Origin of the sequence: Flavobacterium sp. KACC 22763 (assembly GCF_028736155.1) — a bacterium.
In the GTDB taxonomy this organism is placed as follows: domain Bacteria; phylum Bacteroidota; class Bacteroidia; order Flavobacteriales; family Flavobacteriaceae; genus Flavobacterium.
On record NZ_CP117879.1, the window covers coordinates 1546352 to 1571190 of the forward strand.

The window sequence follows — 24839 nt, forward strand, 5'->3', positions numbered from 1 at the left end:
AAGTAGGTTGCACAAGCCGTTATTCTTTTTTATTTTTATGGAATCAGATGAACCACTAATCATCGGATTCAATGTTTTGAAAACAAGAAAAAATTAAAATGAGCAACGACAAAAAACTAAAAGCTGTCGCTTTCGGAGAAGTACTTTGGGATATTTTTGGTAATGAAAAAAAAATTGGCGGAGCGCCTTTGAATGTTGCGCTGCGCATGAAAGCCTTAGGCGTTGATTCTAATATGATCAGCTGCGTAGGAAATGATGCAGATGGAGAAGCTATTATAAATGAAGTCAACAAATTAGGCTTAGACACCAATACTATTCTAAAATCTGATTATTTCCCTACTGGTTTAGTACATGTTACACTAGACAAAAGCAAATCGGCTACTTATGAAATTCTTTATCCTTCGGCTTGGGACAAGATTATTCTTAACGAAGAAGCAAGAGAATTAGTAGTAAATTCAGATGTTTTAATTTACGGAAGCTTGGTTTGTAGAGACCAAGTTTCACGAGAAGCTTTAGAAGAATTGCTTAACACTCATACATATAAAGTTTTTGATGTAAACCTTCGAAAACCGCATTATGATTACGAAATCCTACAGCATTTAATGCAGTCCGCAAATTTCATCAAATTTAATGATGAAGAGATTATGGAAATTAGCGCTGCTTTAGATTCCCCATACCACACTTTAGAGGAAAACATGAACTTCATTTGCTCTTTAACCAATGCTACAGCAATTTGTGTTACAAGAGGAAAAGATGGCGCTTTATTATTGTGGGATAAACATCTTTATGAAAATGAAGGCTATACCGTAAAAGTTGAAGATACTGTTGGCGCTGGAGATTCTTTCTTAGGCGCGTTGGTCACTTCACTTTTAAACGGAAAAGAACCACAAGCTGCTCTAAATTTTGCCTGTGCAACTGGCGCTTTAGTAGCTGGATCGGCCGGTGGAAATCCTAAAATTTCAATATTTGATATTGAGAATTTAATTAATAAAAATTAATATTCCTTTAAATAGGATACTCAAACCCGACAGGTTTTAAAAACCTGTCGGGTTTTGTTATAAAATATAGAAAGTTAGTGTTTATGAATTGCCTCCCACTAAAGCTGGAGGCAATTGAAAAAAACTTTGCTTAAAAACAATCTTTTTATAGTTAAAACATCAAAATCACTCCTCAAACATGGGAACTATGTAAATTTAAAATGTAATTATTTCTTCCTAATCAATATAGGCGCAGTAACTTGTGAATTCAAATAATTTAAGGAAGAATGATGAAAAAACTACGAATTTCTCTAATCAATATTCACGGACTTTTGAAAGGTTCAGGTTTAGAAATAGGACGAGATGCCGACAACGGAGGCCAGACCAAATACATATACGAATTAGCCGAATTTTTATCGCAGCATGAAGATGTAGAACACGTTCATCTTTTTACCAGATTAATAGACGATTCCGCTCTTTCGCCCGAATATGCAGTACCTGTGGAAATTATCAATGATAAATTGGATATAAGGCGAATTCCATTTCTAGGAAAAAAGTACAAAGCCAAAGAACAGCTTTGGGAAGGTCTTGATCTTTTTGTAAATGGTGCGATGCAGCACATTAAACAGCATAATATTTTCCCCGATTGGATTCATTCCCATTATGCAGATGCCGGTTATGCCGCAGCCGAATTATCTGCCGTATTAAATATTCCTTTTGCTCATACAGGGCATTCATTAGGATTTTATAAAAAGAAAAAACTAATTGAAAGCGGAGAAACAGAAGAAGAACTTGAAAAAAAATTCAAATTTAAAACCAGAATTTCTGCTGAAGAGCGAACCTTAGAACTTGCTGAATTTATTGTCACTTCGACCGAACAGGAAATTGAAACCTACAAAGCCTACAAAAACTTCGAATTAGGAAAATACCACGCCATTTCTCCCGGAATTGATACCAGAAAATTTGTTCCTTATTACTATCAGGAAAATGATTCTGAGAAAAACATGGAAGAAATACAGCGAAAATATTGGGTTCAGGAAAGCATATCAAAATTTTTAACCAATCCGCACAAGCCTATTATTCTGGCACTTTCGAGACCTGATCGCCATAAAAACTTGAACACTTTAATTGACGTTTACGGAAAAGATAAAGAACTCCAAAGCATTGCCAATTTGGTTATTTTTGCGGGTATTCGAAAAGATATTGCCAAAATGCCAGAATCTGAAAAGAACGTTTTAACCGATTTGCTTCTTTTAATGGACAAATATGATTTGTACGGAAAAATGGCCATTCCGAAAAAGCATGATGTAGAAAACGAAGTTTCTATTATTTATCGTTATGCAGCAGAAAAAAGAGGCGTTTTTGTGAATCTAGCATTGCATGAAAACTTCGGCTTGACCGTTATCGAATCGGCTAGTTCTGGGCTTCCCGTTGTGGTGACTAAAAACGGTGGGCCGTCAGAAATTATTCCGGTCTGTCAAAACGGAGAATTAGTCAATCCGCAAGAAGAAAGCCAAATTAAAAAAGCGCTCCGAAATATTTTGACCGATGAAAATCAATGGAAATACTATTCCAACAATGGCGCGATCAATATTCAGAAACACTATAGCTGGATTAGTCATGTCAATCATTATGTAGAATTGGTTAAAGAAAATCTTTCTCTTTCATCTGGAGCAGGAATCAAAAAACAGCATTATCCCAATATCAACATTAGCCGATTAAAGCGAAAAATCGATCATTTATTAGTTTCAGATATTGACGGAACATTGATTGAACCCAAACTGGCAAATCCGGGTTTAAAAGAACTAAAAGCTCACCTTGTCAATCGCACCGATAAAATGGCTTTTGCAATGGCTTCTGGACGAAACTTAGCTTTAGTAAAAAAAGTCATTGACGAAGAGGAATTTCCCCTACCCGATTTCATTATTTGTTCGGTTGGAACTGAAATCTATTATACAAACGGAAAGGATTATATTTTGGACAAAGGCTGGGCAAAATTCCTCGCTGGAAGATGGAAAAGAGAAGATATTGTAAACAGATTAAAAGCCATTAAATGGATCAGGATTCAGGAAGAAGAAGCTCAAAATCCGTATAAAATCTCGTATTACTACGAAAAAGAAAAATACAATCATGACGAATTAATTACTGTTTTAGGAACAGGCTGGTACAAGGTCAATATTATTCCGAGTCACGGACAATTTTTGGATTTTATTCCTAAAAGAGCATCAAAAGGAAATGCGATTAAGTTCTTATGCAGAAAATGGTCTATTCCGTTAAGCAATGTAATTGCCGCAGGAGATTCAGGAAACGATGTCGACATGTTTAGAGGTCCCGTAAAAGGAATTATTGTAGGAAACCGAAGCGCAGAACTTATGGCTTATGAAACAACAAAAAGCATTTATGTAGCCAAAACTTCGGCTTCAGAAGGAATTTTAGAAGGTTTAAAATATTATAAAGTCATAAAATAAGTTTTTGAGCTTGAAGATTTTAAACACATAGAAACATAGATTTTTAATCTAAACTAAAAGAGCAAAAAAAGAAACTAGTTTCTAAAACATAGAGCTATGTGTTTTATTATAAGTGAAACGCCTTTTTAACGCAACGAAAAGCTATGATTCTATGTGTTTAAAAACAAAAAAAAATATACTAACAGTTTAAAATAAATAATAAAATGTATTCAGGTTCAGGATTTAGCAACTGGGAAATTGGAGATGTTGATGTATTTATAGATGAAAAAGGAATTCATCATTTATTTCATTTAATTATTCCTAATCACGATTATATAGCACATGCAGTCTCAAAAGATGGTCTTTCGTGGAAACGAGTAAAAAATGCCTTATTTGTTGGCGATCCAGGAGAATGGGACGACGATATGTTATGGACGATGCACATTAGCAAAAAATCGGATGGAGAAGGTTATGAAATGTATTATACCGGTCTAAAACGTCAGGATAAAGGAATTGAACAAAAAGTAGGAAGAGCCATTTCTTCCGATTTAATTACTTGGAAAAAAGAAAACCTATACGGACTTCCCTTTAAAAGCGAAGCGCCACATTATGAAGGTCCAAACAACAATCCGCGACAATGGATAAGTTTTCGAGATCCTTTTAAATACCAATACAAAGGCGAAGATTATCTGTTAATCTGCGCTCGAAGCGCTTCTGGACCAACATACCGCAGAGGCTGTATTGGTGTTGCAAAAAGAGAAAAAGAAGGTTTTGTACTTCAAAAACCGCTTCATATTCCGTATGTCTATGATGATGTAGAATGTCCTTGTGTTTTTGAGATTAAAGGAACGCATTATCTTTTAGGATCCATCAGAGAAGATATTAAAGTCCGCTATTGGTCTTCTTCAGAATTTAGAGGAGAATATTCTGCTTTTCATAACAATGTACTAATGCCTCAAGGAAACTATGCAGCAAGAGTGGTCAAAGAAGGGAAGCATTTTTTGGTTTATAATTTCTATTTTGCAGACGGAAATGTCAATACGCATCGCGTAATTCCGCCTCCAAAAGAACTCGACGTCGATAAAAGCGGACGACTTTTATTAAAAAGTTATTATTATTGGCAGAAACTCTATCAGAAAACAATTCATCAAAAAGATTTGCCTCTACCCTTACCTATTTTAGGAAATCCGACAGCAGAATTTGTTTTAGAAAACGAAAATAAATGGCGATTTGGATGCCGAAGCGGTTATGAAATTTACGGTTTCGAAAAACCTTCTAATGATTTTGTATGGGAGGGGACATTGTCTGTAGAAGGAATGGGAAAAACAGGTTTTGTAATTGAATGTGATAAAGAAGGCACAGGATATTACATTTCGATTGATTTTATGAATGGTTTTGTACAGTTTAGAGCTTGGGGATTCAATGAAAAGGATGTAAAAAACAATTTTATCTTCGAAAACATTCAGACCAATCAATTTGAAATTAGCGAGGAAAAACAGATTTCTTTTAAGATTATCCGCTATGGTAATTACTACGAGCTTTCGATTAACGACATTGTCAAGCTGACATTACTAGATTTCAAATACAATGAAGGAAAAATTGGTATTTACGTCTGTTCGGCAGTTATCTCTATAAGCGATTCTAAGATTCATGTAATTCCAGAACCTGAAAATGAATATGCCGCTTCAGATCCTGAAAAATATGACAATGAACTACAGCCAAATTCTTTAATTTAATAATCATGAATATTCAACTCCATAAAACCTTTATCGCAATAGTGCTTTTATTCACTTTAAATGCAGCTAATGCACAACAAAAAGATACTGAAGAATGCCGTTATACCAAGACCAATTATGGATTTCTGATGGTTCTTCGCGAAGGCGATAATGTTTTGGCATTAATTGAAAACTTGGCAAAAGAGCAAAAAATACCTTCGGCCAATTTTACTGGAATTGGTTTTGCGCAAGAAGCCACTTTCGGTTTTTATGATTTTGGCGAAAAGAAATTTCATCCCAAAACTTTCAATAAAGTCGAAATGGGAAGCATTACAGGATCTATTGCCTGGAACGGAGACAAACCTTCTATACACATGCACGGCGTAGCAACCGATGACAAATTTGATGCATACGGCGGCCATATTCTTGGACTGAAAGTTGGAACGGGTTCGATGGAGATTTATATCACAGTAAACTCAGAAAAATTAGAACGAAAAGTAGAACAACCGCTGAATGCGAATGTTTTACAATTGCCTTGTTTAAAATAATTTCAAAAATCTGCATTTACTTTTGTATTTTGGCTTAATAAACTGATTTGTGAAATGAACGATTCAATAAAAGAGCAAAATGTCAATAACTCGAAAGCTACTTTACGTTTAATTGCCAAGAGATTATTTCGACTTGTACTAATGTGTACTGGCGTTATTGGCGTTAGATTCATTTTTAATTCTTTTGAACCACTTGATAGATTTGATTTTTTTATCACGATTGCTTTTACAGCTTTTCTTTGGGTACTATTAATAGCAGAAAATAAAGTTTAAACTTTGACAAAGTTGTCAAAACAATCTTCACAAAAAATATAAATAACAGGATAACACAGCTGTTTTTATTTTGAAAGATTAAACTTAAATTGGCATTCCAAACTCATATTTTTAAAAAATGCCACAAAATCCGTCTCCAGAAGATGTAAAAAGAATTTTCGAAAAGTATTTTACTGCCGATATGAATATCTGGAAAGGGTTTTCGGAGAAAATTAAAGTCCGTGAATTTGAGAAGTCAGAAATTATAAAAGATTATCAAGGTGTCGAAAAATATCTCAATATCATCATTAAAGGGTCGGCGGGTTTATTTGTTTGGGATGGCAAAAGAGATATCTGCATTAATTTATTGTATGAAAATAGTTTTATAAGCGACTATATGTCTTTTTTAAATCAGCAGCCATCGGTTATTAAAACTGAAGCTTTAGAAGATATAGTGCTTTGGTCTATTTCTCATCAAGATTTAAATGAATTGTACCAAAGATCTGAAACAGGCTTACGAATCGGAAAAGCTATTTCTGAAATGCTTTATGTGCGTAAACAGCAGGAACAGATTAATCTTTTAACACTTTCGCCACAAGAACGCTATTTAAAACTTATAGAAGGAAGACCAGAAATTTTTCAGAGAACACCTTTAAAAATCATCGCTTCTTATCTCGGATTAACAGCAGAAAGTCTAAGCCGAATTCGAAAAAGAGTTATGGAAAAATGATTTCTTACCCAAAGTCAATTTTAATTTCATTTATGCGCCATAAGTTTGCTTCACTAAACCAAACAAATAGAAACGATGAAAAATAAAATCAACATTGGAGCCATTATAGTTTTTTACGTAGTCGCAGTAATCTGCAGATATGCAGCTGTAAAAACCAATTTATTATCTGGAATAGAAAATCCGTATTTAGTGATTTTACTACGCGGTGCTGGTCCTGCTTTAGGAGCTTTGGTTGCGATAAAAATATTCTCCCTTCATAATCCAATGTCTTTAAAGGGAATATACAAAAAGGCAATTGTTCCATTTGCGGTTTATTGGATTCTTCCAGCAGTTTTAATTGCTGGTGTTTATTACCTTACAATTGGCAAATTCCCAATTTTATTAATGTTTACCGTTCTAGCTTACGGACTTTTGGAAGAAATTGGATGGCGTGGATTTTTACAAGAACAATTAAAATCGCTTCCTAAATTTACTTCTATCTTGATTATTACAGTTCTTTGGTTTGCTTGGCATTTAAACTTAGAAATGACTCCAAACAACATGATTTTCCTCGGAATTATTTTCTTTGGAACTTGGGGAATCGGGAAAGTATATTCTTCTACAGGTTCATTATTAGCAGTCGCAGGAGTACATTCACTAAACAATTTCTTCAGAGATGGATTACACTCGACAGAATTAACTTTAATCGCAATTTTATTAATAATTTGGATTGGTTTTATTATTCTTTATAACAGAAAATATAAAGCTGTGGCAAACCCAGCTTAACCAATAAATTTTAAATAGTTTATATAAAAAAACTGCGTAAGTCTTAAGTGATTTACGCAGTTTTATTTTTTTTAAAACACATAGAAACATAGTTTTAGATTGTGTATAAAGGCATTTCACCTGCATTAATACACATAGCTATATGACTTTAATCTATGTGTTAGAAACTAGTTTCTTTCTGTACTCTTTATTTTAGAAATTAATTACTATGTTTCTATGTGTTAAAATTAGATAATCTCTATCTTAATTTAATCGCTCAGTAGTTTCCATTCTTAAGCAATGCTCACTCCCAAGATACAGTGGATTTCCATGTTTCTCAGACCAGAATCCGTCCAAAACATCTTTTGTAATGCATCTGTACACTGCAACACCTTTGTAAATTTTATTGTCGTCGCCTTTATAATTGAAATTAATTACCAAAATATTGTCCTTAAAGAACCCCGTTCCTTTTTGCTGATGCGAATTAATAAGCCAATTTGCTTTAATTCGGTTGTTTTTATCCAAAGCTAGAGTCAAAACACCTTTGTATGTTATTTCATTGCTTTCGTCCTGATTGCTTCCCGAAACCGAAAAAGTGCCTACTAGATCTTCTATTGTCATTTATGAATGTTGCTATTTTTGGCAAAAGTAAAAATTATCTTTTAAATGAATCTTCGTCAATACTACTCTAGAAAAACACTTTTTATTCTTTTAAGATAAAGGTTGAAATTTTGTTAATTTCTTATCAAATTAAGTAAGGTTCGTGTAAGATTTATGACTAAATTGGTAGTATGAGAACAAATCCTGATGTGCTTATTATTGGTGGCGGTCTTGCTGGTCTTGCTGGCGCTATACACTTATCCAAAAAAGGATTAAAGGTGATTCTTATCGAAAAAAATACGTTTCCAAAACATAAAGTCTGCGGAGAATATATTTCAAATGAAATACTTCCTTATTTATTTTGGCTTGATGTGGATGTTCTAAAGCTTCATCCTACTTCTATTTCAAATTTCGAATTTACAGCACAAAATGGTAAAACGGCAAAAACTAAACTTCCTTTGGGAGGTTTTGGAGTAAGCCGATATGAATTAGACCATTTTCTATCTCAAAAAGCAATGGAAAACGGCTGTACGATTGTAACAGAAACAGTTACCAATATTTCTTTTGAAAACGACATTTTTACCGTAACCACTTCTGAAGAAATTCTTTCTGCTAAAATCGTTTTGGGCGCTTATGGCAAAAGATCAAATATAGATCAGGTTTTGTCAAGAGATTTTATTTCTAAAAAATCGCCATGGTTGGCAGTCAAAGGACATTACTCAGGAAATTTTGACGAAAGTCTTGTTTCTTTGTACAACTTTCAAGGTGGTTATTGCGGTGTTTCAAAAGTCGAAAACGACGTGATAAACATTTGCTATTTGGCCGATTTTGAAACGTTCAAAAAGTATAAAAACATTGAAGAGTATCAAAAATCAGTACTTTATAAAAACAAGAAACTAAAGGCAATTTTTGAAAACAGCACTTCCCTATTTGAAAAACCCATAACAATAAGCCAAATATCTTTTGACAGAAAAGAACCTGTAGAAAACCATATTTTAATGATTGGCGATACTGCAGGATTAATTCATCCTATGTGTGGCAACGGCATGGCAATGGCAATTCACAGCGCCAAAATTGCTTCAGAATTAATATTGGATTTTTATTATGGAAAGATCAAATCAAGAAGCGAATTGGAGAAAAAGTACATTCAGGAATGGAAAAAGCATTTTAGCAAAAGATTATTCTTTGGACGAATATTAGCCAAAGCGCTGACATACAAAAATTTCACACATGTAATGACCACTATTGCAGCTTCGGTTCCGTCATTACTTTCAGTTATTATAAAACAAACACACGGCCGTCTGATAACAGTTGAATAAATGAGTGTAAACACCAAATATAGAACAGAAGAAATTGAAATCATGGATGATTTTTCGCTAGAAGGCGAAGAATTGATCGGTGCTTTAGACCAAATTGCTTCTATCAATCAATTGCTTGGAGGTAATAAACTGACACTTCACGGCATAAAAGAGCTTTTTAAAAAGACTGATATTTCTAAAACAATAATAATCGCAGACATAGGCTGCGGAAATGGAGATATGCTCAGAATGCTTGCCAAATATGGAAAAAAGAATAATCTCAGCTTTAAACTAATAGGCATTGATGCCAACGCTTTTACGATCGATTATGCTAAAAGACTTTCTAAAGATTTTCCAAATATAGAATACCTCTGTATAGATATTTTTAGCGAAGAATTTCATCAGTTAAAATATGATATTGTGTTGTGTACGCTTACATTACATCATTTTACCACAAATCAGATCGCAGATGTAATGAATACTTTGAACAAAAATGCTTCGATAGGAATTGTAGTAAACGATCTTCATAGAAGCAAACTAGCTTATCACCTATTCGAACTTATTGGCGTCGTTTTCAATCTCAACAATATGTCACGCAATGACGGATTGATTTCTATTCTTAAAGGATTCAAGAAAAATGAATTAGAAAGCTTATCGCAAAAATTAAATTTAAAAAACTACTCCATAAACTGGAAATGGGCTTTTCGCTACCAATGGATAATTACAAAAATATGAGTGTCAAGATAATTACAGCTGTTAAACAGCTTCCGCAATATTCACGTACCACAGAAGAAATTCTTCCGTTTGTCGATATATGGCTCAAAGGTCAGGAAGAACGTTTTGTCAAGAAAGTGAAAAAAATATTTGAAGGCGCTTCGGTAGACAAACGCTATTCTATTATGCAACCTTCAGAAGTTTTTACTGCCACTTCATTCGAAGAAAAAAATGATATTTACAGCCGTGAAATGATTGTTTTAGGACATCAGGTTCTTGAGAAAGCATTAGAAAAAACAGGCTGGGATCCCCAGAGTTTAGATTATATTATTACCGTAAGTTGCACCGGAATTATGATTCCTTCGCTTGACGCTTATCTAATTAATAAAATGAAATTGAGACAGGACATCGTACGTCTTCCTGTAACCGAAATGGGTTGCGCCGCTGGAATCTCTGGAATTATTTATGCAAAGAATTTTTTAAAATCAAATCCAGGAAAGCGTGCAGCTGTAATTGCGGTTGAATCTCCAACAGCAACTTTCCAGCTTGATGATTTCTCAATGCCCAATATTGTCAGCGCAGCCATTTTTGGAGATGGTGCTGCCTGTTGTTTATTATCTTCCAAAGAAGAAGATTCGGGTCCTGAAATTCTAGATGAACAAATGTATCATTTTTATGATGCCGAACATATGATGGGCTTCAAACTCACTAACGGTGGATTGCAAATGGTTCTCGATATTGAAGTTCCAGACACGATTGCTTCTCATTTTGAAGATATTATCCATCCTTTTTTAAAGCAGAATAATCTAGAAATTAAAGACATTGACCACATGATATTTCATCCGGGCGGAAAAAAAATTGTGACAACTGTAGAATCGCTTTTTGCTGGACTGGAAAAGAATATTGATGATACGAAGGAAGTTCTCAGAGAATATGGCAATATGTCGAGCGCAACTGTTTTGTATGTTTTAGAAAATATTATGAACCGAAATCCGAAAAAAGGAGAAAAAGGTTTAATGCTGAGTTTTGGGCCAGGATTCTCGGCACAAAGAGTTTTATTACAATGGTAATTTGAAAGCTTATGGAATTAAATGAGATAATGGCACAACTTCCCTACAGCGAACCTTTTTTGTTTGTTGATGAATTGCTTCATGCTGATGAAAACGGTGTGACAGGAACATATACTTTTCGAGAGAATCTTGACTTTTACAGAGGACATTTTAAAAATAATCCTGTAACTCCGGGAGTTATCTTAACTGAAACAATGGCTCAGATCGGAATGGTTTGTTTAGGAATATTCCTTTTAGGAAATGATTTGGGAGAAAACACTGTAATCGCTTTTACTTCTGCCGATATGGAGTTTTTGAAACCGGTTTATCCAAATGAAAAAGTAACGGTTACTTCTGAGAAATTGTTTTTTCGTTTTGGAAAATTAAAGTGTAATGCGGTAATGAAAAATGAAGCTGGACAAGAAGTCTGTCGAGGCGTTCTGGCTGGAATGATAACAAAAAGATTATGAAAAAGCGAGTGGTTATAACTGGTCTTGGGGTTGCTGCACCAAATGGCGTTGGCATTCCTGCGTTTACTCATGCGTTGCAAAACAGCATTTCAGGCATTCGGCATAATGCTCAGTTAGAAGAACTGCAATTTTCTTGTCAGATTGCGGGTCAGCCTCAAATATCTGAAGAGTTGAAAGCGCAGTATTTTACAGAACTCGAACTTCGCGGGCTCAATAGTACAGGGATTTTATATGGCGTTATCGCGGGTATGGAAGCATGGAATAATGCAGGATTACCAATAAATGAAAATCCAGATTGGGACAGCGGTGCCATTTTTGGAGCTGGAACTTCTGGAATTGACAAATTTCGCGAAAGCATTTATAAAATTGATGAACTTCAAATTCGCAAACTCGGAAGTACAGTTGTGGCACAAACCATGAATAGCGGTGTCAGCGCGTATCTTGGCGGTAAAATCGGGTTAGGAAATCAGGTTACAACAAATTCTTCGGCTTGTACAACTGGTGCCGAAGCTATATTAATGGCGTATGACCGAATACAATCTGGACAAGCAAAACGAATATTAGCAGGAAGCACATCTGATAGCGGTCCCTATATTTGGGGCGGTTTTGATGCGCTTCGTGTCTGCTCATCCAAATTTAATGACAAACCCGAAGAAGGTTCAAGACCAATGAGCGCTTCGGCAGCAGGATTTGTTCCTGGAAGCGGAGCTGGTGCTTTTGTTATTGAAGATCTGGAAACCGCCCAAGAACGTGGAGCCGTAATCTATGGCGAGATATTAGGCGGAAATATCAATTCTGGCGGACAAAGAGATGGCGGAACTATGACTGCTCCTAATAGTATAGCCGTACAAAGATGCATTAAAACAGCCATCGAAAATGCAGGAATCAGCGCAAAGGAAATTGATGCTATAAATGGTCATTTGACAGCCACAACAAAAGATAGTCTTGAAATTGAAAACTGGACAAAAGCATTGGGTCGAAACGGTACTGATTTTCCATATATTAATTCTTTAAAAAGCCTTACAGGACATTGCTTAAGCGCTTCTGGAAGTGTCGAAAGTGTTGCAACAGTTTTACAGCTTCATGAAGAATTTTTGTTTGGAAATATAAACTGTTCTGACCTTCACCCTGAAATCGCAGCATTAATTGATCCTTCAAAAGTGCTTTTAAAAACTATTAAATTCAACCCAAAAATAATTGCAAAGGCCAGTTTTGGTTTTGGCGATGTAAATGCATGTATACTATTTAAAAAATTTGAAAACTAAGATGGATAGAACTGAACTTATCAAGGAATTAAAAGTAATTATCAAGCCTTTTACAGCTAACACAGAAGCATTTGACAATCTAACAGAAGAAACCGACTTTATTAAAGACCTAAACATCAATTCGGCCAATCTGGTTGATATTGTATTGGATATTGAAGAAAACTTTGATGTCGTGATTGACAATGCCGATATGGAACGCATGCTTAACGTAAAAGCTGCTGTTGAAATTATCGAAACCAAACTCGCCGAAAAATGATCGGCAATGATATTATAGATCTTGCGCAGTCACGCGTAGAAAGCCGTTGGCAGCGCAAAGGTTTTATAGAAAAGCTTTTTACTAAAGAAGAACAGCAATATATAAAAGACTCTGAAAAACCTGAAATTATGGTCTGGCTTTTATGGAGTATGAAAGAAGCTGCTTATAAAATTTATAACCGACAGACCAAAATACGGGAATTTAGTCCCAAAAAGCTGTGCTGTTCTTTAAATTTTTTAAACTCTAATCTTTCTTTAGGAAAAGTAACCTGCAATGAAAACACGTATTATACCAAAAGTATATTTTCTTTAGAAAGCATTCATACAATTGCTGTAGATAATTTAGAAAACATCAAAAATATAATTGAAGTTGAAAACAAAAAAATTATAAAAGATGAAAATGGAATTCCATATTTAAAAATGGGCAATAGGCTTCAGTATATTTCGATCAGCCATCATGGAAGGTTTGAAAAATGGGTCACTCTCAGAAAATGATTTTATATGCCCAATATGGCATCTTTGTTCCGCTTTTTCGGTGGTTAACAAATTCAAAAAGAATCAATAACTAAGAAAATTCTTTATATTTGAATTATAATATTCTGCATTCTATTTTTTTTAGCAATCTGAAATCTATGAGAATACTTTTTACTAAACTGGTATTATTTTTATTGTTCTTATCTTTATTTTCATGTGAAAATAAAAAACCGAAACCTATCGCAAAACCAGCATATAAAGCGGGTGTAATTTTATCTTTTGATGATGCTTATGTCGACGAATGGTCTGAAGCAGATCGAGCATTGCGAAAATACTCTTGGAAAGCCACTTTTAATGTCTGCCGAATAGATTCTATTGGAGCTCCAGAAATTAAAACATTGTTAGAAATGCAAAAATATGGTCATGAGATAGCTGGACACGGTTATCATCATTACAATGCGGTTAAGTTTACCAAACAATTTAGCGTCAAAGAATATTTAAAACAAGAAATAGATCCTATGATTGTTTCTATGAAGAAAAAGGGATTCAACGTTACTTCTTTTGCATATCCTTACGGAGAAAGATCAGATTCTCTGGATCAAGCTTTATCTCCTTTATTCAAAATTATAAGAGGACGAGCATTTGGAGGTGAAATTCCAGAGAAACAAGACAGTTATTTTGATAATTCTAAAATTGTATTTGCTTTTGATATTGATAATAGCCATATCCATTTTAGTATTCCGTATTTGCTTGAATTATTAGATTATGCCAAAAAGAACAATAAAATCCTAATTCTATGCGGTCATAAACCTGTCAAGGAAATAACCGAAAACTATCAGGTCAAAATTGAAACTTTAGAATTTATCTGCAAATACATGAAACTGAATGACCTCAAATTCTATCGCCTTTCAGATTTAGATAATCTGGTTCCGCCTCAGCTTTAATCCCAAAATATAAATTATAAATAATGAAGATACATCTTGTCTTTATGCTCGCTGCCATAACGGTTTGTCAAGCTCAAGTAAAAAATCGTGTAATCAAAGCTTCTTCAAAAATCTGCTATTTCAAAGAAGATAATGAAGAAAAAACAAAATGGTATTTAGATTCAAAAGCAAAACCAGATTTGTATGTTACCAATAAAAGTCCGAAAGAAAAAAACATTGCTTTTTATACTAATGAAGACTCTATCTCAATAAAATTAAAACCTGGAAAAAAGTTTGATTTTACAGTGCTCTTAAATAATACTGATAGCTGTTTTACACGCGTTGAATGTCCGTCATTAAAAAACTTTTCGAAACTCAAACCTGAAATGCACGATACAATTCCATTTGTGCTTTCAGAGTATAACAATATCATTTTTAAAGTAAAATTAGACGATAAAGAAACTCTCGACTTAAAATTTGATTCAGGAACTAGTGATTTTCTTTTAACAAATGAGGCACTCGATCAGCTAAAATTAAGCAGTTTAAAAGGACATAGTTTTAAACTTGGAAATCAAATCTGGAACGATCAGGAGATTTTTCCTGTAGAATTATCTGGACAAGGAACCGTGGGCCGTTTTGGATGGAATATATTCGATGGAAAAATAGTAGAAATCGATTATGATAAAAAACTCTTTATAGTTCATTCTAAACTATCTAAACGAAGCAAAGAGTATGTAAAACTTGATATGGAATTTACTCGCACTCTATTTTGTGTTCAAGGAAGGCTTCAAATAAATAATACAGATTATAATGGACGTTTTCTTTTTGATAATGGCTATCAGCGTACCGTAATGCTCGATCAGCAGCTGATGAAGGAACAGCAATATCCGAAGGAAAATTTACCAGTTCTGAAAAAAGTTATTTTAAAAAACGGACAAGGAGAAGAAATTCCAGTGCTGACGGTGAAAAACGAAAAATTCTATTTAGGAAATTTATGTTTGAATGATGTGCCTGTACAATTGCTAGCAACAAGCAATCCAGCCCAATTCAAAACCCATATTCTAGGCAACGAAGTTTTAAAAAGATTTAATACGATATTGGATTTTCAGGAAAACAAAGTTTACCTAAAACCAAATTCGTTGTGGAGCGAACCTTATACCGAAGGCTAATAAAAGAACTAAAAGGATCCTGTTTAAACTAACTCTTTAAATAGGATTCTTTTTTTTGTATTTTTAATCATTCATAAGTTTTTCTATTACTGATTTAAAATGCTAAAAGAAAGAACAATTCAGACTTTATTCTTAGTGATTTTTATTATCTCTTCTCTTCCGACTTGTTACGCACAATACAAGATTTCGGGATATGTTGATGCTGAACAGAAAAACAAAACCGTCTATTTGAGTCTTCTGAAATATGATGAAGAAACCATGATTACCGAAAATCAGATTCTTTTTTCAACTCAGACAGATAATTCTGGTTACTTTGAATTTAAAGGTCAATTGTTATCTGAAAAAGATAAGCTTTACCGTATTCATTCTAATATCAACTCGATTAAGGGATTACAATTGGTTGCGGATAATGAGAAAAGCAATTTTTGGAATTTTATTTTTTCTAACAGAGATACAATCTATTTTCCAAAATCTGGCAACAATTGGTTTAGCCAATCTAAAAACAGCAATTTGACAGACAAAGAATGGAGAAAACTGAAATCTTTTGAAGAACAATTAGAGAAAAATAATGCTCAAATAAAAAACAAAGAAGCGCAGCAGCAGGCAATACATGATTTTGCAGAGAAAGTGAAAACATACAGCGAAAAGAGCATTAAACATCCTCTGCTTAAACTTCTGGCTTTTTCGGATATCAAAAGAAATGATTTCAACATAAAAGCCGATTTTGAAAAAGATGAAACGTTTTATAATGCTATTTCCACTTCATTAAAAAACTACTATGGCGAAACGTCATATTATCTCCAGTATCAAGATGAAATTTCAAAAATTTCAAATGTTATATTACAGCAAAAATATGCATTTCAGAAAAAGCTCAATTATACTTTAGGTATACTCGTTTTAATTTTGGCTTCTATTTCAATTTTTCAATTCAGAAAATTGAAAGTTCTTAAACCTCAAAAAGCAATACAAGAAATCTCAAACCTGACCTTGACCAATCAGGAAGAGAAAATCACCAAACTGATTTTAAAAGATAAATCAAATAAAGAAATTGCTGATGAACTTTTTATTTCACTAAGTACAGTAAAAACCCATATTCGAAATCTTTACGCGAAATTGGATGTTGCAAACCGTCATGAATTGTCTTCTAAATTAAAAAATCATCCTTGGGATTAGTTCCAATTTCAGCCTCTTCTTAACTCATTTTCAAAACTACTCGATCTAATTTTGTTTCCGAAATTTTAAATCAATCGGAAATGAAAAGAAATTTTTCACTATTAATCTTCTTTACAATCTTGCAATTTGCTACAGCGCAAGAAGCAGACAAAGCTTTTAAAAACAGGCAAAATATTCAAGAAAAGCTATTGGAAGCAAAAGTGCTTTTAGAAAACGACAACGGAAAACTTTGGGGAAAGCCTATCTGGAACGACAGCATTATTGTAATCGATTTTGACAATTCAATCTATAGTTTGGTAAAATTACCGAATAGCAAAACGAATAATGGCGTTTTATATTCTAAAACTATGGAACCTAATTCTCTAGTTTTTGTCAATACCACACAAAAGTATGAAGAGAAAGAATATGCCGCGGTTCTGAATAATTATCTGGACGATAAAAGTGCAACGATTATTCATGAGTTATTTCATTTGCTTCAAATGAAGTATCGAAAGTTTAATGGAAACCCGATTGAATATCTTGACGAAACCAATGCACGCATTTTATTGAGATTGGAATATCAGGCATTAAAAAATACTTTGAAAGCTATTATCGAAAAAAGAAAAACCGATGAGATCAAAAATTATCTTAAAGATGCCGTTCTATTTCGAAAAGAAAGACAGCATCAATATTCAAAATATCTGAATGTTGAACTAGAAATAGAAACGTTGGAAGGCTTGGCAAATTACACAGGTTTAGTTCTCTCTTCTTATGACAATAAATATGAAAAAGCTATAGAAGAAATTAACCAGCGAGAAGAAGCTAAAACGTACACCAGACCTTTTCCTTATGCCACAGGACCAGCCTATGGATTGATTTTTGACTACTTGAATATTACTTGGAGAAAAAATTTAGATAACATTTATAATTTCACTGATATTTATGAAGTTATGGTTTTTAAATCAAAATTAACTATCACTAAAAAGCAATTACAATTAGCCAAATCCCGAAATAATTTTATCGAAATAAACAAACAAGAAATTGCTCGGGAAGAAGAACAAAAAAAGCTGATTTCTTATTACACCAAATTGCTAATCAATAAACCAATCCTAAAAGTCGCTCTTACCGATATTGACCATTATGGGCGTACTTTTAATATGAATGGAACGCTAACTTTAAATGATAAAGGAATTGTGTATTCTAGTATTAAAGGGCGTGATAAATCGGGAAATAACTTTGGAAATTTTGCCACAATCGAAGGAAAAAATCAATTGGGAAAAGCTGGTATTTTAAGTTATGATAAAGATGGCAAAACTTATTTTGTTTTTCCGATTCCATCCAAAATTGAAGGAACAAGAGTTACAAACGAGTTTTACGAAATAGAGTTAAATCCTGATTGGAAAATTGTAAAACAAAATGACGGAAATATGGAAATTGTAAAAGAATCTAAAAGCTAAATTAAAACTGTTACAAAACAAAAATATGTTGTTCAAAAGGACAGCTTTTTTTTAAGCTTCGGAGAAGCTAAATATTTATAGCAAAAGATAAATCTTTATAACACAAAGCTCCGGAGGAGCGACATATTTCAAGGCTGTAGAAAAAATATGTCGCTCCTCCAGAGCTTTTTTATTTGTCTTATTGTAATTCTATAAATATTTTACCCCGCTGGGGTTTTACATATAAAGAATATTTCGTTCCAATTAAAAATCTATCTTTTTGAAACAGTCTATTCTTTTTACAACAAAGTTTCCTCATCGTCAGGATTAAAACTCCCTTCGTCAGGATATTTTATACTTCCTTTTAATTCTTCTACACGTTTTGGGTCAAATTTTGGAAGCTGTAATTCACCATTCTTTTTCCATTTTTTAACAGTTTTAGCAACTGCTTCCGCTTTTTCATTAGAAACCGGAGTATCCCTAGTCATATAAAGTGTTTGTGAAGGATAAGCCAAAGACGTGCCGCTGCTTTCAATAATATCAAGCATTCGCAGTAAAAGATCCTCTTGAACTTCTTGTGATGTTTCAAAATTTATTGCTTCAATATAAGCCGTAATCTCAACTTTTAATGCATCGGCAGTAATACCCGTAAAACGAACTATTGGTGGAGTATTTATAACCGAAGGATGCGCAAGCAGTAAAGATTTTAATTCCACTAAAAGATAACGCATTTGATCTGGAGTGGTTTCCATTCTAAAACCAAAAATCGGATTGAATATAAAGCGATCACGATGTGCATAATTTTCTATTTTACTAGCCGAAAGCTGACCATTCGGAATTGTTACAATAGTACGGGCTGGTGTACGAAGTGTTGTAGAGCGCATTCCGATTGCTTCTACGGTTCCTTTTATATCATCAACTCGGCAATAATCTCCAACACGCAATGGCTGATCTGCAATAAGACTTACACTTCCTACAAAATTTTCTATTGTTTTTTGCGCTCCAAGAGCCAAGGCAATCCCCCCAATTCCCAGTGCGGCAAGTCCTGCAGTAACATCAACTCCAATAATTCCCAAGAGTGCAATAATCCCAATAACGACAATTGCGGCTTTCATCGTACGGCTTAAAAACAAAACCGCAGACACTGCAGAAGCACGTCCTCTATTGTTCATTCTGCTTCGAGTATACATACTCACAAAATCGGTCATTCTCCAAAGCAGGATCAAAAAAGCTACAATTCCGATCGTGATTATGATTATGCTAAATCGCTGACGAACTATTATTGAAATTCCCATTCGCTGCGTAAAAGCTACGAATAAAATCACCGTTAGATACATCTGAACTGGCAATGTAAAAGCATCTATAATTGCGGTTCCTTTTTCAGTATCTGCTTTCTTCCACACTTTTTGAATTAGAAAAATGAGTACGAAAATAAGAAGTCTCGACAATAAGTAAGTGACAACTGCCATTACCACCACCACTCCCCAGTGGCCAATTGGAACATTTCCTAATTTTCTATCTTTTAAAAATTTAGGCAATACCCTATCTAAAAAAGTTTTTTCTCCGCTAATATCTGCTCCACGAATTGCTTCTACTGTTTCTGCAGAAAAAAGCCATAATGCCGGCTCGCTATCATCTGATTGATTTTCTAAATAAAGCTGTATGTCTATTTTATCTGTAGATACATTTCCAACCAAATCTATACCGGTTGTCAGATTATCATCTAAGCGTCCTAGTTCTTTATTACTTAAAATAGATGATGGCGAAAAATTACCTCCCTGATCCAAAAGTTTCTGAAAAGTCTTTGCTATTTCTATTCTTTCAGCTGTTTTACGATAGGAACGTTTGCTCAGAACAAGATACTGACTGGCACGCAGATAATTCTGATCGCCCAGTGCTTTGATGAATCCGTTGACTGTTCCTTGAGGTGTTCTTCTTCCTAATGAATCATCTGGAACTTTAACTGGCTCTTCGGTTGTCTTTGCTGCGCCTAAAAGCTGTGCTTCGGCTGTATTGGTGTTGACTAAAAAAGTCAAACTCAACAAGAAAAAAAACAATATCCGTTTTGTACCTGAAACCATACTCTATCTGCTTTAGTAATGACTATTAAAAATACTAAATATTGAAGAAAAACAGCAAGGTTTCCGTAAGAAAAAACAGAATCACGTCATTCTTTAAATTTCCTCGCAAAAACCCTTATTAGATTTCTCAAGAGCAATTCTTGAACTTGTAACAAACTCAATCAATCCTAATGAATTTAATTCTTTGGTTAAAACCTCAATTTCATTGTCTGTTCCTGTAGCTTGCAATATCGTATACTCTTTGTGAATTTCTGAAATTTTAAGATCATTTTCCCTAAGCATTAATTCCATATTGATGTTTTCCATCAATAAAGCGGTCGGAATTTTAAATAAAGCGGTTTGTCTAAAAACAATCTCTTCATTCAGATGATAATAGCATTTATAAACCTCAATAATTTTCTCTATCTGTGCTGCTATATTTATGACAGTATCTAAAGTTTCATTTACTACGATCGTGTGTCTGTACATTTTATCTATTTCGCAAATAGACATATTAAGACTCAAAACGACTATTTGTTTTCTTATAAACATTGAGCTCAGTCTCGTGATTAATCTTAATTGATCTTCAGAATAAATGGTAAGAGTAAATTCGTTTTTCATTTCTTGATTTTTATTTGTGCTTCTTTTTTGAATGGGTTAATTGGAAATAAAAAAGCCTTTCACATTTGACTGAGAAAGGCTTTTATGCATAGACAATAGAATCCTGACTCGTCATGTGATACGAATAATGATAATTGAAATAATAATGCTATTCTGAATTGAATTTTTCATACTTGCTGTAAACAAAAAAACCTCCCTTAAAAGGGAGGTTTTCTAAACTGTATATTTTACTTATTTATATAACACCCCCTTCACTACTATCGAATGATAATTGTGATAATAATTGAAGCGATGTTAATACTATTTTTCATTTCCTTGATTTGATGTCGCAAATATAGAGCTATTTTTTAATCTGTTACTATTATTTTTAAGGTATTAAAACAGCTCTTCCTTTTATTTTTCCTTGTCGCATCCTATCGTACACTTCATTGGCTTCGTCAAGTTTATGTTTTTCAATTTCGATATGAATTTTCTTTTGTCTTGCCAAACCAACCACCTCCATCAGTTCCGTTCTAGATCCCCAATACGGATTGGTCATGCTCACCCCAAAAGGCAATCCATTCATGCTGTATTGATAATGTCCTCCGCCAAGACCAACAATAGTAAGATCTCCATCAAGGCTCACTACTTTTGTTCCTAAATCTATCGTAGAAGTTGCTCCAACAAAATCAAGCACTACTTTGGCTTTTTTGATTCCAGTAATTTTCTGAATCTGCTCTGCAGCATCGGCATCTTTAGAATTAATTACATAAGCCGCGCCCAATTCTTTTGCAAAAGCCAATTTATCTTCTGTCACATCGCAGGCAATAATTTCTGCTCCGCTTATTTCTCTTAATATCTGTAATGCAACATGGCCTAATCCCCCAACACCAATTACTACAACATATTCGTCAGCCATTAATTTAGGAAGCGAACGTTTTATCGCAGAATAAGGCGTAAGCGCAGCATCGGTCAATGGAGCTGCAATAACAGGATCTAAGTCGTAAATGGGTACTAAAAGTCTAGAAGACGGCACCAGCATATAGTCGGCCATACCTCCGTCTAAACCTAAACCGCCACCATAAGCTTGTTCAGATTGATGATCACAATAATTTTCTTTTGACTGCTGGCAAGGTTTGCAGTGCCCACAGCCCCATGGACCATATACAAGAACTGCATCTCCTTTTTTATAACCTTCAACATTTTCTCCTATTTCTTCGATCCATCCAGCATTTTCGTGTCCTAATGTAAAAACGGTTCCAACGACTGTTCCTTCATCTATAATATGCAGATCTGAGTGACAAACACCAGCTCCGCCAATTTTTAACAAAACTTCATCACCCTTAGGAACAGGTCTTTCAATATCATTAACAACGCGGACATCTTTGTGTCCAAAAAAACGTACTGCTTTCATAAAATAAACTTTTAGATTACTATTCTACTAATTTACAACTTGTATCTTTTAGAAGTTTTATCACACAAGTTAAGTTTATCCTAATTTATTGCTAATAAGAGCATTTATAGAAAATGATTATGATTTTGAGATATAGCAAAAAATGAAAATCTAATTTATTAATACAAAAAAAAGAGAACCTAAGTTCTCTTCTTTTATTTATATTTTGGTCTTACTATTTAATAATAAACAGACAATAAGATTTTAGAGTTTGTACTTTCTATATATTTTGAAAGTCTACCCAAAAATTCTTGACTAACCATCGGACAGCCGTGGCTATTGATGATATAGTATTCTTTTTCATCAGATGGAACCTCTTTGTAAGAATGCAATACGATAGCACGTTTCATAGCATTATTATTCGTTTCGTCCAATCCAGCAAGTCTGAAAGCTTTTCCGAATATACCTTTATATGGTTTTTCTACAGAATATCTTCCTAGTGCAGTGCAGTTAGATTCTGGAGCATTACTAAATTGTAAAATGTCGCCTTTTATTCCAGTTTCAGATCCTTTTCCATGTGCAACCAAACCTTGATCAAGAATTTGATTATTTTCTAGATCGTAAACAAAAAAACGATTTCTTCCTGATTTAATTTTCATATCAACAAGAAAAGCAATTTTGTTGCTATACTTGTGATTTGACGCCGTAAAAGCCTTAATCTCATTCACATGCTCAGTGAGTCTTGCGAATTCGACTTCGTCTAAAATTTCATCCTCGTCCCTCATACTTAATGAAGCAAATGAACTTAAGGAAAAAAGCAGTGCCAATAAAAATACTCTCATATCCGGCAAAATGTTAAGTTAATAGTTATGACTTGGGATCATTGATAATTTTCTGTTGCAAAATTATACACAAATGTTATACAATTCCCATATCATAAGTTAAAGATATTATAAATATCTGAAAACAACAATATTATCTGTTAATAATCGATTAAAATACCTGATTTAATGTTGAAATGCTACATCCACTGTTAATATTATCCGTTTTTAGCTACGGACTTTTTTTCTTCATCAATAAATCAAAAAAATAATTTCTGCCAAGTGAAATTTCACTTGACAAAAATTATTAGAAACATAAACGCAATTAGTAATATAATATTTTATCTGTTGCTTTCTTTTTTTTAATTAAGCCATTTTTTTAATGTCTCCATAATTAATTTCTGGTCTTCCGCAGAAAAATGTTTTACTCTGGTTGAATGGCTTCCTTGCGGAAGTACCATTTTTAGTGCATCAACACTCGATTTTGGCGTTGGAGAACATGAGAACCAAGTATCATAACCTCCATAGATATATAAAATTTTATCCCCTTTATTCTCAACATATTTACGCACTTTCTTAATGTATTTTGGATTGTATTTAATCACAACATCTTTTGGAGCAAATCGCGCGTTAGAACTGCTTTTTACAATAGTTAACAAATCGGCAACCGGTTCAAGATCAAAACCATAATACCCCAATTCGCTTAAATGCTGGTAATAAGAAGGCAAATACACAAACGACATTTTATCATTGTAAGTTCCTACTCCAACAATTTTATTCAAATAATCGAAAAGCTCTTTTACAGAGGCGTTTACTGACGGAATTTCATCGCATTTTCCTCCCCATTGCCAAAACGAAAAAGGAAATTCTAAAACAGCATATTCCAATGCTTCCGCGAAAGGAACTTCTGTAAATTGCATTTTTTTCTCCGCTGCATATTCTTTAAAAACCTCCAATACAGCTTCTCTATTTTGTAAAACAGCTCTTTGGAAAGCTGTTATTTTGGCTCTGCATTCTTCCGTTCCAACAGTTCTTGTGTGAGTTATAGTTCTTGGATCTTCGCAAGTATTAATTAGCGGCGCAACATATGGCATTGCCACATCAATATCGTTTGGATAGATTGATTTATAAATTAAGGATGTTTCTCCTCCTTTACTAATTCCAGTTGAAATCCATTTTCCTGAATATATTTTTTTCAGTTTAGTAACAATGTTATGATAATCTTCAATCGCCTGATCATTGGTTAAATATTCCCATTGAATTGGGTTTGGTCTTGATTTTCCGTAAAAACGATATTCAACCGCAACCTGATTGGCTTGTAAAAGACTGCTTACTTCACTCTTAATATTCTCGGTATTATAGCCGTGAGTTTCAATTACAGTTGGTCTGTCATAACCTAAATGCGAAAGATAAATATAATGCTGAAAAGTTCCTTTTTCTGGGTGCTTGTGATCTAGAGGCTCGTCTAAAATTATTTGATACGATTCGGTATAATTTTCTAAGTTATCAATTCGCGTTATGATGGCTTTTGGGAATAATTCAGTCAGTTTTTGCTGTAGATTTGCTGAAGATTCCTGTGCAGAAACTGCAAAAATGTTGAGGAAAAGAAAGAACAGCGTAATAATAAAGGATTTTCGATTCATTTTTAATCTTGTTATTTTAAAATTTTAAAAGTAAGCGCAATATCCAGCAAAAACTGATATTATATTACCCTTAAAATGTAATATTTTATCTAGTTTACATTAAC

At 33.8% G+C, this 24839-nt stretch carries 24 protein-coding genes; 18 read left to right on the forward strand and 6 right to left on the reverse strand.

Annotation, left to right across the window (positions count from 1 at the left end; genetic code table 11):
• Nucleotides 1–98 precede the first annotated feature (98 nt).
• From PQ463_RS06805 to PQ463_RS06835, 7 genes are all read left to right on the forward strand, one after another.
• Nucleotides 99–998: a carbohydrate kinase family protein gene (locus PQ463_RS06805; protein ID WP_274256915.1), complete on the forward strand. Its 900-nt coding sequence runs from the start codon at nt 99–101 to the stop codon at nt 996–998.
• Between the two features lie 266 nt (nt 999–1264).
• Nucleotides 1265–3445 (forward strand): HAD-IIB family hydrolase, encoded by a 2181-nt coding sequence (locus tag PQ463_RS06810; RefSeq protein ID WP_274256916.1) that lies wholly within the window; start codon nt 1265–1267, stop codon nt 3443–3445.
• A 203-nt stretch (nt 3446–3648) separates the two neighbouring features.
• Entirely contained in the window at nt 3649–5160 is a 1512-nt protein-coding gene (locus tag PQ463_RS06815; RefSeq protein ID WP_274256917.1) for a glycoside hydrolase family protein, read from the forward strand.
• A 5-nt stretch (nt 5161–5165) separates the two neighbouring features.
• The gene (locus PQ463_RS06820) at nt 5166–5687 is read left to right on the forward strand and encodes a PPC domain-containing DNA-binding protein (protein WP_274256918.1); all 522 of its coding nucleotides are present in this window, start codon (nt 5166–5168) and stop codon (nt 5685–5687) included.
• 54 nt (nt 5688–5741) lie between these two features.
• Entirely contained in the window at nt 5742–5960 is a 219-nt protein-coding gene (locus tag PQ463_RS06825; protein ID WP_274256919.1) for a hypothetical protein, read from the forward strand.
• Between the two features lie 118 nt (nt 5961–6078).
• Nucleotides 6079–6669 carry a Crp/Fnr family transcriptional regulator gene (locus PQ463_RS06830; protein WP_274256920.1) on the forward strand — a complete coding sequence of 197 codons (591 nt, stop codon included), beginning with the start codon at nt 6079–6081 and terminating at the stop codon, nt 6667–6669.
• 75 nt (nt 6670–6744) lie between these two features.
• Entirely contained in the window at nt 6745–7434 is a 690-nt protein-coding gene (locus tag PQ463_RS06835; protein ID WP_274256921.1) for a CPBP family intramembrane glutamic endopeptidase, read from the forward strand.
• 243 nt (nt 7435–7677) lie between these two features.
• On the opposite strand, the gene PQ463_RS06840 is transcribed toward PQ463_RS06835, so the two are convergent.
• Complete coding sequence (locus PQ463_RS06840; RefSeq protein WP_274256922.1) at nt 7678–8034, reverse strand: prenyltransferase/squalene oxidase repeat-containing protein; 357 nt, start codon at nt 8032–8034, stop codon at nt 7678–7680.
• Nucleotides 8035–8204: 170 nt separating this feature from the next.
• Between PQ463_RS06840 and PQ463_RS06845 the strand changes: the two genes are divergently transcribed.
• The 11 genes from PQ463_RS06845 to PQ463_RS06895 all read left to right on the forward strand — a co-directional run bounded on the left by PQ463_RS06845 (nt 8205) and on the right by PQ463_RS06895 (nt 18239).
• On the forward strand, nt 8205–9332 hold the full coding sequence (locus tag PQ463_RS06845; protein ID WP_274256923.1) for an NAD(P)/FAD-dependent oxidoreductase: 1128 nt from the start codon (nt 8205–8207) through the stop codon (nt 9330–9332).
• Nucleotides 9333–10046 (forward strand): methyltransferase domain-containing protein, encoded by a 714-nt coding sequence (locus tag PQ463_RS06850; RefSeq protein ID WP_274256924.1) that lies wholly within the window; start codon nt 9333–9335, stop codon nt 10044–10046. It abuts the gene before it with no gap.
• A complete protein-coding gene (locus tag PQ463_RS06855) occupies nt 10043–11095 on the forward strand; it encodes a type III polyketide synthase (RefSeq protein ID WP_274256925.1) in 1053 nt (350 codons plus the stop codon). The genes PQ463_RS06850 and PQ463_RS06855 overlap by 4 nt, the downstream gene beginning before the upstream one ends.
• A gap of 11 nt (nt 11096–11106) precedes the next feature.
• A complete protein-coding gene (locus tag PQ463_RS06860) occupies nt 11107–11544 on the forward strand; it encodes a 3-hydroxyacyl-ACP dehydratase FabZ family protein (protein WP_274256926.1) in 438 nt (145 codons plus the stop codon).
• A complete protein-coding gene (locus PQ463_RS06865; protein WP_274256927.1) occupies nt 11541–12809 on the forward strand; it encodes a beta-ketoacyl-[acyl-carrier-protein] synthase family protein in 1269 nt (422 codons plus the stop codon). The genes PQ463_RS06860 and PQ463_RS06865 overlap by 4 nt, the downstream gene beginning before the upstream one ends.
• Nucleotide 12810: 1 nt before the next feature.
• On the forward strand, nt 12811–13065 hold the full coding sequence (locus PQ463_RS06870; protein ID WP_274256928.1) for an acyl carrier protein: 255 nt from the start codon (nt 12811–12813) through the stop codon (nt 13063–13065).
• Nucleotides 13062–13559 carry a 4'-phosphopantetheinyl transferase superfamily protein gene (locus tag PQ463_RS06875; protein ID WP_274256929.1) on the forward strand — a complete coding sequence of 166 codons (498 nt, stop codon included), beginning with the start codon at nt 13062–13064 and terminating at the stop codon, nt 13557–13559. Before PQ463_RS06870 ends, PQ463_RS06875 begins: the two co-directional genes overlap by 4 nt.
• 137 nt (nt 13560–13696) lie before the next feature.
• Nucleotides 13697–14482 (forward strand): polysaccharide deacetylase family protein, encoded by a 786-nt coding sequence (locus PQ463_RS06880; RefSeq protein ID WP_274256930.1) that lies wholly within the window; start codon nt 13697–13699, stop codon nt 14480–14482.
• 23 nt (nt 14483–14505) lie between these two features.
• On the forward strand, nt 14506–15630 hold the full coding sequence (locus PQ463_RS06885) for a hypothetical protein (protein ID WP_274256931.1): 1125 nt from the start codon (nt 14506–14508) through the stop codon (nt 15628–15630).
• 99 nt (nt 15631–15729) lie between these two features.
• Nucleotides 15730–16803 carry a response regulator transcription factor gene (locus tag PQ463_RS06890; protein WP_274256932.1) on the forward strand — a complete coding sequence of 358 codons (1074 nt, stop codon included), beginning with the start codon at nt 15730–15732 and terminating at the stop codon, nt 16801–16803.
• An 80-nt stretch (nt 16804–16883) separates the two neighbouring features.
• Entirely contained in the window at nt 16884–18239 is a 1356-nt protein-coding gene (locus PQ463_RS06895) for a hypothetical protein (RefSeq protein WP_274256933.1), read from the forward strand.
• A gap of 278 nt (nt 18240–18517) precedes the next feature.
• Here the strand turns inward: PQ463_RS06895 and PQ463_RS06900 are convergent, their stop codons facing one another.
• From PQ463_RS06900 to PQ463_RS06920, 5 genes are all read right to left on the reverse strand, one after another.
• Nucleotides 18518–20299: a mechanosensitive ion channel family protein gene (locus tag PQ463_RS06900; protein WP_111376582.1), complete on the reverse strand. Its 1782-nt coding sequence runs from the start codon at nt 20297–20299 to the stop codon at nt 18518–18520.
• A 93-nt stretch (nt 20300–20392) separates the two neighbouring features.
• Complete coding sequence (locus PQ463_RS06905) at nt 20393–20899, reverse strand: acetolactate synthase small subunit (RefSeq protein WP_274256934.1); 507 nt, start codon at nt 20897–20899, stop codon at nt 20393–20395.
• A 367-nt stretch (nt 20900–21266) separates the two neighbouring features.
• On the reverse strand, nt 21267–22292 hold the full coding sequence (locus tag PQ463_RS06910) for an NAD(P)-dependent alcohol dehydrogenase (RefSeq protein ID WP_111376580.1): 1026 nt from the start codon (nt 22290–22292) through the stop codon (nt 21267–21269).
• 218 nt (nt 22293–22510) lie between these two features.
• Nucleotides 22511–23113, reverse strand: a complete 603-nt coding sequence (locus PQ463_RS06915; protein WP_274256935.1) for a murein L,D-transpeptidase catalytic domain-containing protein — start codon at nt 23111–23113, stop codon at nt 22511–22513.
• Between the two features lie 341 nt (nt 23114–23454).
• A complete protein-coding gene (locus tag PQ463_RS06920; RefSeq protein ID WP_274256936.1) occupies nt 23455–24735 on the reverse strand; it encodes a S28 family serine protease in 1281 nt (426 codons plus the stop codon).
• Between the last annotated feature and the right edge of the window lie 104 nt (nt 24736–24839).